At 55.1% G+C, this 13583-nt stretch carries 13 protein-coding genes; 4 read left to right on the top strand and 9 right to left on the bottom strand.

The window, feature by feature from the left end; all coding sequences use genetic code 11:
- Positions 1-133 precede the first annotated feature (133 nt).
- On the bottom strand, positions 134-1594 hold the full coding sequence (locus tag ACR8BN_RS08265) for a tyrosine-type recombinase/integrase (protein WP_434747511.1): 1461 nt from the start codon (positions 1592-1594) through the stop codon (positions 134-136).
- Positions 1595-1856: 262 nt separating this feature from the next.
- Positions 1857-2177, bottom strand: a complete 321-nt coding sequence (locus ACR8BN_RS08260) for a hypothetical protein (RefSeq protein ID WP_118664012.1) — start codon at positions 2175-2177, stop codon at positions 1857-1859.
- Between the two features lie 182 nt (positions 2178-2359).
- Between ACR8BN_RS08260 and pyk the strand changes: the two genes are divergently transcribed.
- Complete coding sequence (gene pyk / locus ACR8BN_RS08255) at positions 2360-3835, top strand: pyruvate kinase (protein ID WP_311976495.1); 1476 nt, start codon at positions 2360-2362, stop codon at positions 3833-3835.
- 84 nt (positions 3836-3919) lie between these two features.
- Entirely contained in the window at positions 3920-5152 is a 1233-nt protein-coding gene (locus tag ACR8BN_RS08250) for an MFS transporter (protein WP_022625519.1), read from the top strand.
- A gap of 187 nt (positions 5153-5339) precedes the next feature.
- Here the strand turns inward: ACR8BN_RS08250 and lpxM are convergent, their stop codons facing one another.
- The 3 genes from lpxM to znuA all read right to left on the bottom strand — a co-directional run bounded on the left by lpxM (position 5340) and on the right by znuA (position 8732).
- Entirely contained in the window at positions 5340-6314 is a 975-nt protein-coding gene (lpxM, locus tag ACR8BN_RS08245) for a lauroyl-Kdo(2)-lipid IV(A) myristoyltransferase (RefSeq protein ID WP_039391085.1), read from the bottom strand.
- A gap of 125 nt (positions 6315-6439) precedes the next feature.
- Positions 6440-7771: a murein DD-endopeptidase MepM gene (mepM, locus tag ACR8BN_RS08240; protein WP_069026418.1), complete on the bottom strand. Its 1332-nt coding sequence runs from the start codon at positions 7769-7771 to the stop codon at positions 6440-6442.
- 13 nt (positions 7772-7784) lie between these two features.
- The gene (gene znuA, locus ACR8BN_RS08235) at positions 7785-8732 is read right to left on the bottom strand and encodes a zinc ABC transporter substrate-binding protein ZnuA (protein ID WP_010670802.1); all 948 of its coding nucleotides are present in this window, start codon (positions 8730-8732) and stop codon (positions 7785-7787) included.
- Between the two features lie 77 nt (positions 8733-8809).
- Here znuA and znuC point away from each other — a divergent pair, with 77 nt between their 5' ends.
- Together znuC and znuB are read left to right on the top strand one after the other, a co-directional pair.
- Positions 8810-9565, top strand: coding sequence for a zinc ABC transporter ATP-binding protein ZnuC (gene znuC / locus ACR8BN_RS08230; protein WP_434747510.1), 756 nt, complete (start codon positions 8810-8812; stop codon positions 9563-9565).
- Positions 9562-10347, top strand: coding sequence for a zinc ABC transporter permease subunit ZnuB (znuB, locus tag ACR8BN_RS08225; RefSeq protein ID WP_010258643.1), 786 nt, complete (start codon positions 9562-9564; stop codon positions 10345-10347). The genes znuC and znuB overlap by 4 nt, the downstream gene beginning before the upstream one ends.
- On the opposite strand, the gene ruvB is transcribed toward znuB, so the two are convergent.
- From ruvB to ACR8BN_RS08205, 4 genes are all read right to left on the bottom strand, one after another.
- Entirely contained in the window at positions 10348-11352 is a 1005-nt protein-coding gene (gene ruvB / locus ACR8BN_RS08220; protein ID WP_010258640.1) for a Holliday junction branch migration DNA helicase RuvB, read from the bottom strand.
- Positions 11353-11360: 8 nt separating this feature from the next.
- Positions 11361-11975 (bottom strand): Holliday junction branch migration protein RuvA, encoded by a 615-nt coding sequence (gene ruvA, locus ACR8BN_RS08215; RefSeq protein WP_010670803.1) that lies wholly within the window; start codon positions 11973-11975, stop codon positions 11361-11363.
- A 96-nt stretch (positions 11976-12071) separates the two neighbouring features.
- Positions 12072-12599: a crossover junction endodeoxyribonuclease RuvC gene (gene ruvC / locus ACR8BN_RS08210; protein ID WP_003849205.1), complete on the bottom strand. Its 528-nt coding sequence runs from the start codon at positions 12597-12599 to the stop codon at positions 12072-12074.
- A 37-nt stretch (positions 12600-12636) separates the two neighbouring features.
- Positions 12637-13380 (bottom strand): YebC/PmpR family DNA-binding transcriptional regulator, encoded by a 744-nt coding sequence (locus ACR8BN_RS08205; RefSeq protein ID WP_010258633.1) that lies wholly within the window; start codon positions 13378-13380, stop codon positions 12637-12639.
- Between the last annotated feature and the right edge of the window lie 203 nt (positions 13381-13583).

The raw sequence follows: 13583 nt of genomic DNA, 5'->3' as shown, positions 1-13583 counted from the left end.
CAGATGACGTACCAATGTTGCCCACCCCTAAGAAGCATGGACCAGCTAGGTTCAGACTTTAGTAAGTCCTCTCCCGATAGTGAGTCTTAATGGCAAAATAAATCATTATCGCCAAACCAATAAGCCCAGCCTATCAAGGTTCTAACAGTGCCTTAGCGAGACCCTCAGCCATCTGGTCAACTGCCTTAGCGCGACCATACAGACCAAACGTAATGCCCTGTCCTGAGTGTCCCAGAACATCACCAGCGAGGCTCTCAGCAACGCCAGCATTCTTAAAAAGGGTAGCCATAGTGTGACGCAGAGAGTGCAACACAAGATCACCTGTGCGGTCTGGCAGTGCTTGCGGTAGGACCTCCCTGTTAAACCACTGTGAAGCTGTGTCTCTGGACATACCGAACACAAGGGAATCACTGGACGGCAACGCAGCGACCCACTCCCGGAACTCAGCCAGAGAGAAACCCTTAGCGCCATCTGTCAGCGGGACCAGACGAGCACTTGCAGCGTTCTTAATGCTCTTGTCTCCATTGTCGTTAATGTCGATACAGAGATGACCAGCTTCCTCTACTACATCAGCCTTAGTTAGCTGTGTGAGTTCCCCGGCGCGTGCTCCTGTGATAGTAGCGACCAGACCAAAGAGGCGCTTATGTGGTTCACGTTCAGTGGTCACCCGGTCCAACACCTTGACCAGTTCAGCCGCAGAGTAAGCACGGCGCACGCTCTTAACGCCCTTCACTTTTAGGCCCTTTGTGTAGTCGTGCTTAATGTGTCCATTCTGAAAGGCCCAATTCATGACAGCGCACAGTTTAGCCATCATCTTATTAACGGTAGCGTCTGCGTATCGCCCTGAGTCACGCATAGCATCGCGCATAGCGGAGACCTCAGCCCTAGTGTGCTCTCTCCAGTCAATCGAACCAGTGAACAGCTTGAGCGCCTTATGCGCAGACTGAATGTCTCTCACACTGGCTGGCTTGAGGTTTACGCTGTGTTCCTTTATGTAGAGGTCTGACAATTCATTAAAAAACAGAGGCTCCTGTGTGGATTCTGTAGGGCTAGACTCTTGGTCATCTCTCAGATTTCGCTTTGGAGCGTCTGCATTGTGCACTCCCTGATCATTATCACCATTCAACGAGGCCAGCACTGACAGTAAAGGCTGAGTGTCCCCACTGTGTGCACGACTCCGAGCAGCTTGCAGGACCTCCAACGCCTTAACGATGTGTGCTTGCTGGTCTAGCGTCATTGATTCCTTTGCGAGTGACCGCAGATTAACGCTGGCGTCTTCGATGTGGTCCACCTCCAGACCTGACCAGAAGTCTCCCACCTTGTCAGTGAGGAACGTTAAGGCCATAGACTTAAGGTGCTCGTTCAGTTCCTTGCTGGTGACCTGTGAGTTATCAAGAAGGAACGCTTTCGCGGTCTGAGCTAACTCCCTTGCTCTGATCATTGCAGCCCTCTTGTCCGAGGTGCGCAGACCTATAGAAACCAGAGAAGACGCATTACCTATCTCCCTGAATCGAACTGTATAACGCCCTGAGCCTCGACGTCTTACTAACTGAGGGACAGCCAGCCTTGATAAAGATAACGACTGATTGTTCATGATGTGATTCCTTTTGACTCGTTTTGAGTGGACACGCTGCCCTCTCCCAAATCGTGAGTCGCAATTACCGGCTCACCCCCGTAAGTGGGTGTTAAATGGCTTCCTTCCCTGTGTGGATTGAAATCAGCATCAACATAATCAGGTGCTGTTATGCACCAGTAGACCAGACAGACCAAACTCAGCAAGTAGACGAAAAGCACAGATGAAATAATTAACGTAACCCACGAGAAGTTACTCAAAGAAAAAGAATCAGCAGCACACATCACAGAGCGCCCTCCTCTTTTGAGTTCAACTCAATGGTAATCTCGTGAGCCTCCGGGTTATCGAGGAGCGTATAGCTGACCTGATAGAGAACGGTGTGTGGACCAGCAGTTTGATAATCAACAATCGACCACCACGCTAAATCAGAACCGATTGATAATTCCATGATGAGACCTAGCGTCATGGTGCGCACAGATGGGCCTTGATGGTAGATGTGGACTCCTCTCTGGTCACTATGAGTAACCACTGAGTCAGCTTTACGAATGGCGTGAGTAAATACAGGTCGAGCTTGGCTTGAGGTCGTCTTAACAGTGTCAAACATTTGGTGTACCTTAGGTGTAAGCGTTTACCTTGTGTCAGTATTTGGAGCACTACTTGTGTCACCTTAAGCGCTAAACAGATAGCAACGGACAGACGCTAAGATATGCTCAACAAGTAGACCCACACTGGCACGCACGATTAAACATCAGGCTAATCAATCAGTTAGAACAAAAGGATCATCGAATGACCAGCCCTACAGCAATCATCCAAAAGTCCACCTCTCGACGTCTCAGAAGAACCAAAATCGTTACAACCCTCGGCCCGGCCACCGATCGTGATAATAATTTAGAAAAAATCATCGCTGCCGGCGCGAACGTTGTACGACTCAACTTCTCTCACGGCACGCCAGAAGATCACCAGATCCGTGCCGATAAAGTGCGTGAGATTGCCGCAAAACTGGGTCGCCACGTGGCCATCCTCGGTGACCTCCAGGGTCCAAAAATTCGTGTTTCAACCTTCAAAGAAGGCAAAGTTTTCCTGAATATCGGCGACCGTTTCCTGCTGGATGCCAATCTGGGTAAAGGCGAAGGCGATAAAGAGCGCGTGGGTATCGACTATAAAGGCCTGCCGGCAGATGTGGTGCCGGGCGATATCCTGCTGCTGGATGATGGCCGCGTGCAGCTGAAAGTGCTGGAAGTTCAGGAGATGAAAGTGTTCACCGAAGTCACCGTGGGTGGCCCGCTGTCGAACAACAAAGGCATTAACAAACTGGGCGGCGGACTCTCAGCTGAAGCGCTGACCGAAAAAGATAAAGCGGATATCATCACCGCCGCCAAAATCCGCGTCGACTATCTGGCCGTCTCTTTCCCACGCTGTGGTGAAGATATGAATCTGGCACGTCGTCTGGCGCGCGAAGCGGGTTGTGACGCCAAACTGGTCGCAAAAGTGGAACGTGCCGAAGCGGTCGCCAGCCAGGAAGCGATGGATGACATCATTCTGGCCTCTGATGTGGTGATGGTGGCGCGTGGCGATCTGGGCGTTGAGATTGGCGATCCGGAACTGGTCGGCATTCAGAAAGCATTGATTCGTCGTGCCCGCCAGCTTAACCGCACCATCATTACCGCGACGCAGATGATGGAGTCGATGATCACTAACCCGATGCCGACCCGCGCAGAAGTGATGGACGTGGCGAATGCCGTGCTGGATGGCACCGATGCTGTGATGCTCTCTGCGGAAACCGCAGCGGGTCAGTATCCGGCTGAAACTGTCTCAGCGATGGCGAAGGTCTGCCTGGGCGCGGAGAAGATCCCGAGCGTCAACGTCTCCAAGCATCGTCTGGACGTGCAGTTCGACAATGTCGAAGAAGCGATTGCTATGTCATCCATGTACGCCGCGAACCACCTGCAGGGCGTCACCGCGATCATCACCATGACCGAGTCGGGCCGTACCCCGCTGATGACCTCACGTATCACCTCGGGCCTGCCGATTTTTGCCATGTCACGCCATGAACGCACGCTGAATCTCACCGCGCTCTATCGCGGCGTAACGCCAGTGTTCTTCGACAGCAATAACGACGGTGTGGCTGCTGCGCACGATGCCGTTAACCTGCTGCGCGACAAAGGCTTCCTGGTCTCTGGCGATCTGGTCATTGTGACGCAGGGCGATGTGATGGGCGCCACCGGCACCACCAATACCACACGTGTGCTGCGCGTGGATTAATTGAGTCCGGGTTTACAATGTCGGTGTAGAATAAACAACGCGACTGCCTGGCAGTCGCGTTTTCTTTTCTGACAAGGAGGCCAGATGGCCCGTTTCCACCCCATCAGCCAGCTTACCGGCCGAATTTTACTCTTTCCTCTGGCGTTAGTGCTGTTCGAGTTTGCCACCTATATTGCTCATGACATGATCCAGCCTGGCATGCTGATCGTCACCAGCGAATTTTCCGTCGGCCCTGAATGGGTCTCCACCTCCCTGACCGCCTACCTGATTGGCGGCGTGGTGCTGCAATGGCTGCTGGGTCCTCTCTCTGATAAGTTTGGCCGGCGACCGGTGATGCTCTTCGGCATCCTGTTTTTTGCCGTCGCCTGCATGCTGATGCACTGGGTCAGCTCAATTGAAGAATTTGTCAGCCTGCGCTTTATTCAGGGCATCAGCCTCTGCTTTATCGGCGCGGTCGGCTATGCCGCAATTCAGGAAGCCTTTGATGAGGCGCTGGCGGTGCGCATGATGGCGCTGATGGCCAACGTGGCGCTGCTGGCTCCGCTGGCGGGTCCGCTTGCCGGTGCAGCCTGGCTCACCATTGGCAGCTGGCGCAGCATGTTCTGGCTGTTTGCCGCCTGCAGCCTGGTCGCCTTTGTGGTGCTGTGGCGTGTGATGCCCGAAACCGCAGGTGACCGCAGTCACTCCATCGCCCTGCCCAATCTGGCACGCAACTATGGCCGGCTGATGAAAGACCGGCTGGTAATGTTTGGTTCCTTCGCTATCGGGCTGGTGTTTATCCCGATCCTCACCTGGGTTGCCCTTTCGCCGGTGATCCTGATGCACGACGAAGGTCTGTCGCGTATGCAGTACGCCCTGCTGCAGCTGCCGGTGTTTCTGGCGATGATCGCCGGTAACCTGACGCTGAGTAAGCTGGCGGGACGCGTGCCGATTGAACAGCCGGTGAAGTTCGCCGCCTGGCCGATTCTGATTGGTCTGAGCCTGGCGCTGGTGGCGAGCCTGATGAACAGCCACGGTTATCTGCTGATAACCGCTGGTCTGAGCCTCTACGCCTTTGGCGCTGGCATGGTCAATGCCGGACTGTATCGCCTGACGCTCTACGCCAGCAACGAAGGCAAAGGCAGCGTGGCTGCGATGCTGGGAATGATCAGTATTATGACGCTGGCGGTGGGAATTGAGCTGGCGAAAAGCGGCTACTTCAGCGGCGGCACGCTGTGGTTCTGCCTGGTCAACTTTATCAGCGGCGTGCTCTGGTTTGGTCTGGTGATCCTGTTTATGCGCGAGCGTAAACGTCGCAGCAGGCTGGAAGCATTATAAACAGGCAGCGCAGCCACAGGTTTGCGCTGAGCAGGCAGCTCAGAAGCTCAAAGCGATGGAAGTATACGCCTGTAGCCAAACAGCGCGGGCCAGGGAGGGCGTATTATACGTCTTTGCGAAAGGCGACTGCGACCTGAGCCAGCTCTTTTCCCCTCATCATAAAAAGGCCGCTTTCGCGGCCTTTTTGCTATTTGCGCGGATAAAGCTCTTTGCGCGAATAGGGCTCGATGTCACCCTCTTTGCGGGTCTTCAGCAGCTTGAGGATCCAGGTGTACTGCTCGGGATGCGGGCGGACAAACACTTCCACCTCTTCATTCATCCGGCGAGCCAGTTGGTGATCGTCGGCTTCCAGCAGATCGTCCATCGGCGGACGCACATAAATTTCAAGCTTGTGCGATTTGCTGTTATAAACCGGGAACAGCGGCACCACACGCGCGCGGCAGACTTTCATCAGTCGCCCTACCGCAGGCAGCGTCGCTTTATAGGTGGCAAAGAAATCGACGAACTCACTCTGCTCCGGGCCATGATCCTGATCGGGCAGGTAGTAGCCCCAGTAGCCCTGGCGGATTGAACTGATAAAGGGTTTGATACCGTCGTTGCGCGCATGCAGCCGTCCGCCATAACCCCGGCGTGCGGTATTCCAGGCATAGTCCATCAGCGGATCGCTCTGGTTATGGAACATCGCCGCCATCTTTTGACCTTCTGACGCCAGCAGCATAGCGGGAATATCCACCGCCCAGCCGTGCGGCACCAGGAAAATCACATTCTGCTGCTCCGCTTTCATCTGGTCGATAATTTCACGACCATGCCACTCTACACGTTCACGGATACGTGCCGGATCGCGCAGCACCAGCTCGGTCATCATTGCCATCGCCTGCGGTGCCGTCGCAAACATCTCATCGACCAGCGTCGCACGCTGCGCCTCGCTGAGTTCCGGCAGACAGTAATAGAGGTTAATCAGCGCACGGCGACGTGCGCCCTTTGCCAGCTTACCGGCGAATTTGCCTAACCGACCCAGCAGCGGATCGCGCACTTTCGGCGGTAGCATCGCCATCGCGGCCAGACCACCAATCGCCAGCCAGCTGCCCCAGTATTTAGGTTTGAGAAAAGAACGTTCAAAAACGGGAATAAATTCAGTGTTATTTTTTTTACGGGTTTCCATGCACTCGCCTCAAGCAATGACCGGCTAATGATAGTGACGACCTGAAAATTTGCAATCATCCTGCGCCATATAGCAAAAAACCGACGGGAAACCCGTCGGTTTTTGCGCGATTTGACGAAATTCGCTTACTTCAGACCCAGCTGAGGCAGCCAGGATTTAACCTGTGCCATGTAATCGCTGCGATCTTTACCCGTCAGGCCTTCCATGCGCGGCAGTTTCGCCGTTAATGGGTTGACCGCCTGATTATTGATCCAGATTTCGAAATGCAGATGCGGCCCGGTAGATCGTCCGGTGTTACCTGACAGTCCAATACGGTCGCCACGTTTCACTTTCTGACCTGGCTTCACCAGCACTTTCTTCATGTGCATATAGCGCGTCATATACTGGCGGCCATGACGAATGGCGACGTAGTTACCCGCCGCACCGCCGTTCTTCGCCACGACGATCTCACCATCACCCACTGCCAGCACCGGCGTACCGATCGGCAGCGCAAAGTCGACGCCTTTATGAGGTGCAATGCGGCCGGTAACCGGGTTGAGACGACGCGGATTAAAGTTAGAGGAGACACGATACTGCTTAACCGTCGGGAAGCGCATAAAGCCGCGCGCCAGACCGGAGCCGCTGCGATCGTAGAACTTGCCATCTTCGGCGCGGAAAGCGTAATAGTCTTTACCCCCGCTGCGCAGGCGCACACCCAGCAACTGACTTTGCGCACTCTTGCCATCCAGCATTTCGCGTGACATCAGTACGCTGAACTGGTCACCCGCACGCAGCTTACGGAAATCCATCTGCCACTGCAGCGCTTTGATTACGGCGCTGGATTCGGCACTGCTCAGCCCGGCACGCTGGGCACTGGCTGCGAAACTGCCGCGCACTTCGCCCTGCATTACGCTGTTGCGCCATTCACCCTTCTGCATCTCCGCATCCATCTTAAAGCCGCCTTTAGGGGTGCGCTCATAGGTGCGGGTTTCACGGCGGGAAATTTCCCAGCTCAGGGTTTTCAGGCCGCCATCATCATCCAGCGTCCAGCTCAGCTGCTGACCAACCTGCAGATTACGCAGGTCGCGATCGCTCATCACCAGCGCATTAATGTCACTGATGTCGATGCCATACTGATTCAGGGCACTGCTCAGGGTATCGCCGGATGAAACGGTGTAGTCGTGAACCCCGGCCGTTTCGGGCACGTCGGTGTCCACATCGTCCGCAGGCAGTTCTTCGTCCGGTTCCGGTGTGCTCTGATCGATAGGCTCACTGGCTTCCGGCAACAGCGTGCGGAACGTGTTCTTATCCAGTTCGATGTTTTTGACGATGGGTGTCACATCATCCGAAGGATGATAAACGTAAGGCCGCCAGACAGCGACGGCCAGAGTGACTACAGTTAAAGAACCCAGCATTACGCGGTGGGGGCGCGGCAAATTATTAAATGCGAGGGCGACAGAGCGGGCTATCTGCTGCACTTTTACCTATTCCTCATGCTCCATTCAGGCAGCTTTCATACTGGCTCGACAGTTGTGAGAGGAATTTCACATAGCTGTCTTTGGCTAAGCTGATGTCTGTTCCCAGGGGATCGAGCGTGCCTTTACGCACCTGCGTTCCGCGGGCGACAGCATCGATGACTGCTGGCCTGAATTGTGGCTCAGCAAAGACGCAGACCGCCTTTTGCTCAACCAACTGTGTTCGTATCTGATGTAAACGCTGAGCGCCCGGTTGAATTTCAGGATTGACGGTAAAGTGCCCGGTGGGCGAGAGACCGTATTGTTTTTCAAAGTACGTGTAAGCGTCGTGAAAAACGAAATATCCTTTATTTCTGACCGGAGCGAGTTGTGCGCTAACGCGTTTGTCCGTGTCCGCCAAAGCTACCTCAAACTGCTGGAGGTTGGCGTCAAGTTTGGCTTTATCTTGCGGCATAAGTTCCAATAATTTTCCATGGATTGCAACCGCGGTCTTGCGCGCAATCTCTGGCGACAACCACAGGTGCATATTAAACTCGCCGTGATGATGGTGATGAGCATCGGCGTCCTGTTCTTCGGATTTTTCCGCTGTGTGTTCATCTTCATCTTCACCACCGCTAATCAATAACGGTTTTACCCCGTCGATGTTCACCATCGCGAGGTTTTTTTGGGCCGGAAGTTCAGCCGCAGACTTCGCCATAAAGGCTTCCATTTCAGGCCCGACCCATACAACTAAGTCCGCGTTTTTTAAGCGTTTTGCATCTGAGGGCCGCAGGGAATAATCGTGTTCAGAGGCACCGTCCGGTAGCAGAACGTCAACCGGTGTGACACCATCGGCAATGGCCGCAGCGATAAACCCTACCGGTTTGAGTGAAGCCACGACATTCGCCTGAGCTGGAAGGGTTAACGAAGCTGTAACGGAGAAAGCAGTTAAGGCGAAAATTGCGCCCTTTTTATTATGTAACATATTGCGTCATTCCATCGTGACCATGAGGTGGAATGTGATATTATAACATTCGAAATTCTGTGCAACCTGTAAATACTATGACCTCACTTGTCACACTCGATAATGTTTCGATAAAGTTTAACCAGCGCAATGTGTTATCCGGTGTCAGCCTGGCACTGCACCCTGGCCGCATCCTCACCCTGCTGGGTCCTAACGGTGCCGGAAAATCAACGCTGGTGCGTGTGGTGCTGGGACTACTCGCTCCCACCACCGGTTCCGTTCAGCGTGATCCCGGTCTGCGAATTGGCTATGTGCCACAGAAGCTGCACATCGACCCGACCCTGCCAGTGACCGTTGAACGCTTTATGCGTCTGACCCGGGGCAGCAAAAACGCCGAGATCCTGCCGGCACTGAAACGCGTGCAGGCGGGTCACCTGCTCAACGCCCCGCTGCAAAAGCTTTCCGGTGGTGAAACCCAGCGTGTGCTGCTGGCGCGCGCCCTGCTGAATCAGCCTCAGTTGCTGGTACTCGATGAGCCTACCCAGGGTGTGGATGTGAATGGTCAGGTGTCACTCTATGACCTTATCAATCAGTTACGCGTTGAACTGAACTGCGGCGTACTCATGGTCTCCCACGATCTGCATCTGGTGATGGCCAAAACCGACGAAGTGCTGTGCCTTAACCATCACATCTGTTGTTCCGGCACCCCGGAAGCGGTATCGCAGCATCCGGAATTTATCGCCATGTTTGGTCCGCGCGGCGCGGAGGAGTTGGCAATTTATCGTCATCATCATAATCACCGTCACGACCTTCAGGGACGTATCGTTTTACGCAAAGGACAGGGTCCATCATGATTGAGTTGTTATTACCGGGCTGGATAGGCGGTGTGATGTTAGCGCTGGCTGCCGGTCCGCTGGGATCGTTTGTTGTCTGGCGCAAGATGTCCTATTTCGGCGATACCCTGGCGCATGCCTCCCTGCTGGGCGTGGCATTTGGCCTGCTGTTTAATGTGAATCCTTACTACGCGGTGATTCTGGTTACGGTCTGCCTGGCGCTGGGACTGGTCTGGCTGGAGCGTCGTCCGCATCTGGCTATCGATACCCTGCTGGGGATTATGGCACACAGCGCGCTGTCGCTGGGCCTGGTGGTGGTCAGCCTGATGAAGAACGTTCGCGTCGATCTGATGGCTTATCTGTTTGGCGATCTGCTGGCGGTGACGCCAGACGATCTCTGGATGATGGGTGGCGGCGTGGTGATCGTGCTGCTGGTGATGGCGTGGCAGTGGCGGTCGCTGCTGTCGATGACCATCAGCCCGGAACTGGCACAGGTAGATGGCGTTAATATCCAGCGTACCCGTCTGATTCTGATGCTGGTCACAGCACTGACGATTGGGGTGGCGATGAAGTTCGTGGGTGCGCTGATCATCACCTCACTGCTGATTATTCCTGCCGCAACCGCTCGTCGCTTTGTGCGTTCACCGGAAGGAATGGCGGCCGTGGCCGTGGTCATCGGAGTGATTGCCGTCACCGGCGGCCTGACCTTCTCCGCCTTCTACGACACCCCTGCCGGGCCGTCAGTAGTGCTCTGCGCCGCTATCCTGTTTATTTTCAGCATGGTCCGGAAACCAGCAGTCTAGTTACTCTTCACGCGTGATGCCGAAGTGACGATAAGCGTGCTGCGTGGCCATCCGGCCACGCGGTGTGCGCTGAATGAAGCCCTGCTGAATCAGGAAGGGTTCAATCACATCTTCGATGGTTTCGCGCTCTTCACCAATGGCCGCAGCCAGGTTATCCAGTCCCACCGGCCCACCCATAAATTTGTCGATGATCGCCAGCAGCAGTTTACGGTCCATATAATCGAACCCTTCGCTGTCTACGTTAAGCATATCCAGCGCGCTGCAGGAGACTTCACCGCTCAGGTCACCGTTTGCCCGCACTTCGGCGAAGTCACGAACGCGGCGCAGCAGGCGGTTGGCGATACGCGGTGTGCCGCGTGCGCGACGGGCGATCTCTAACGCCCCTTCGTCACTCAGCGCCAGACCCAGACAGGCGGCGCTGCGGCCTACGATGTGCTGCAAATCTTTAACCTGGTAGAACTCAAGCCGCTGCACAATACCAAAACGATCGCGCAACGGCGAGGTCAGCGAGCCAGCACGCGTGGTGGCGCCGATCAGAGTAAACGGCGGCAGATCGAGCTTGATTGAGCGCGCAGCCGGGCCTTCGCCGATCATGATATCCAGCTGATAATCTTCCATCGCCGGGTAGAGTATCTCTTCCACCACCGGTGAGAGACGATGGATTTCATCGATAAACAGGACGTCATGCGGTTCAAGGTTGGTCAGCATCGCCGCCAGGTCGCCCGCCTTTTCCAGCACCGGACCTGAGGTAGTGCGAAGATTAACGCCCATCTCGTTGGCCACGATGTTCGCCAGGGTTGTTTTACCCAGTCCCGGCGGACCGAAGATCAGCAGATGATCGAGCGCATCGCCGCGCAGTTGCGCTGCCTTGATGAAAATCTCCATCTGCTCTCGCACCTGCGGCTGACCGACATACTCGGTCAGCATCTTCGGGCGAATAGCGCGGTCAATAACCTCTTCTTCGCTGATACTGGCAGCGGAGATCAGGCGGTCGGCTTCTATCATGAATTACCTCAAATGGCGGCGCGTAGCGCTTCGCGGATCAGGGTTTCGCAATCCGCATCCGGTCGACCGACTTTACTGATCATACGGCTCGCTTCCTGCGGTTTATAACCCAGTGATACCAGCGCTGCAACCGCTTCGGCTTCCGCATCATTGGTTTCCGGCTCGGCGCTCGGCGTGGTCAGCGTAAAGGCAGAATCGCCGCCAAACAGGTCGCCGTGCATTCCTTTGAAGCGGTCCTTCATCTCGACCACCAGACGCTCAGCCGTCTTTTTGCCCACGCCTGGCAGTTTCACCAGTGACGCGATCTCCTCTTTCTCAACAGCGGTCACAAACTGCTGCGCCGACATGCCGGAGAGGATCGCCAGCGCCAGCTTAGGTCCGACGCCATTCACTTTAATCAGTTCGCGAAACAGCGCGCGCTCCTGCTTGCTGTTAAAACCAAACAGCAGCTGCGCATCTTCACGCACCACAAAGTGGGTAAAAATCACCGCTTCGTGCTGAAGTTCAGGCAACTCATAAAAACAGGTCATGGGCATATAAATTTCATAGCCGACGCCGTGTGCCTCAAGCAGCACCAGTGGCGGCTGCTTTTCCAGAATATTGCCCCGTAAACGACCTATCACCTGAACGCTTCCTTAACTAACGAATGTGGCGGATTTTATAACATAAAAAAGGCTGGATGAATATCCAGCCTGTGAGTGCGACCTGAGCGATGACGGCTAACCTGAGCGTAACCGTCCGCGCGTCAGCACCAGCTTGCTGTCACTCATGCGAGCCGCATTCTGAGCCACATGACAGTGCGTAATGGCAATCGCCAGCGCATCGGCGGCATCTGCCTGTGGGTTCGCCGGCAGCTTCAGCAGGGTTCGCACCATGTGCTGCACCTGACTTTTCTCGGCGCTGCCGATGCCAACGACGGTCTGTTTTACCTGACGGGCGGCATACTCAAACACCGGCAGATCGTGGTTAACCGCGGCAACAATCGCGGCACCGCGTGCCTGGCCGAGCTTCAGCGCGGAGTCTGCATTCTTCGCCATAAACACCTGTTCAATGGCGAAGAAGTCGGGTGAAAACTGCGTAATGATTTCACAGACGCCCGCATAAATCAGCTTCAGACGGGCGGGCAACTCGGTGGTATTAGTGCGGATACAGCCGCTGCCCAGATAAGTGAGCTGGCGGCCAGTCTGACGAATAACACCATAACCGGTGATGCGTGAGCCGGGATCAATACCCAGGATAATCGACATTACGCCTCTTTGGTTAAAGTGATTACGGTAGACGCCATTACAGCGTTTCCGCTACCTCGTCGGAGATTTCACCGTTGTGATAGACCTCCTGCACATCGTCGCAATCTTCCAGCATGTCGATCAGACGCAGCAGTTTAGGTGCGGTTTCCGCATCCATTTCGGCTTTGGTGGTCGGGATCATCGCCACTTCTGCAGTGTCCGCTTTCAGGCCGAGTGCTTCCAGTGCATCACGCACCGTGCCCATCTCTTCCCATGCGGTGAAGACATCAATTGCGCCGTCGTCATAGCTGACCACATCTTCTGCGCCTGCTTCCAGAGCCGCTTCCATCACCGCATCTTCATCCTGACCCGGCGCATAAGAGATCACGCCTTTTTTGTTGAACAGGTAAGCCACGGAGCCGTCGGTGCCGAGATTCCCGCCGGTTTTGGTGAAGGCGTGACGCACTTCGCCCACGGTACGGTTACGGTTGTCACTCAGGCATTCAATCATGATGGCCGAGCCGCCAGGACCGTAGCCTTCATAGATGATGGTTTCCATGTTGGCATTGTCATCGCCGCCCACACCGCGCGCGATAGCGCGATCCATGGTGTCACGCGTCATATTGTTCGCCAGCGCTTTATCCATTGCTGCACGCAGACGCGGGTTTGAACCCGGATCGCCGCCGCCCAGCTTGGCCGCTGTCACCAGTTCACGAATGATTTTGGTGAAGATTTTGCCGCGCTTGGCATCCTGCGCCGCCTTACGGTGTTTGGTGTTTGCCCACTTACTGTGTCCTGCCATTTTAAATTTTCTCCGATCTTTTACAGGGTGCAGGCTATCCTGCTTGCGAGCCTGTTTACCGTCCGTACGCATACAGGTGACTGACAACCTGAATACCCCGAGGGCGAGCGTCGCGAAGCATCCTCACGTACAAGCGTACGCTGACGACGTCGCGCGGGCGGTGAACAACCTCACGGTGCCGATAACGCCTGACTGTTCAATAT

The sequence above is a fragment of the Pantoea sp. Lu_F5_004 genome (genome assembly GCF_051136245.1).
Taxonomy (GTDB): Bacteria; Pseudomonadota; Gammaproteobacteria; order Enterobacterales; family Enterobacteriaceae; genus Pantoea; species Pantoea agglomerans.
Note: the sequence above shows the minus strand (reverse complement) of the source record. Positions and strands in the feature narration are given on the sequence as shown.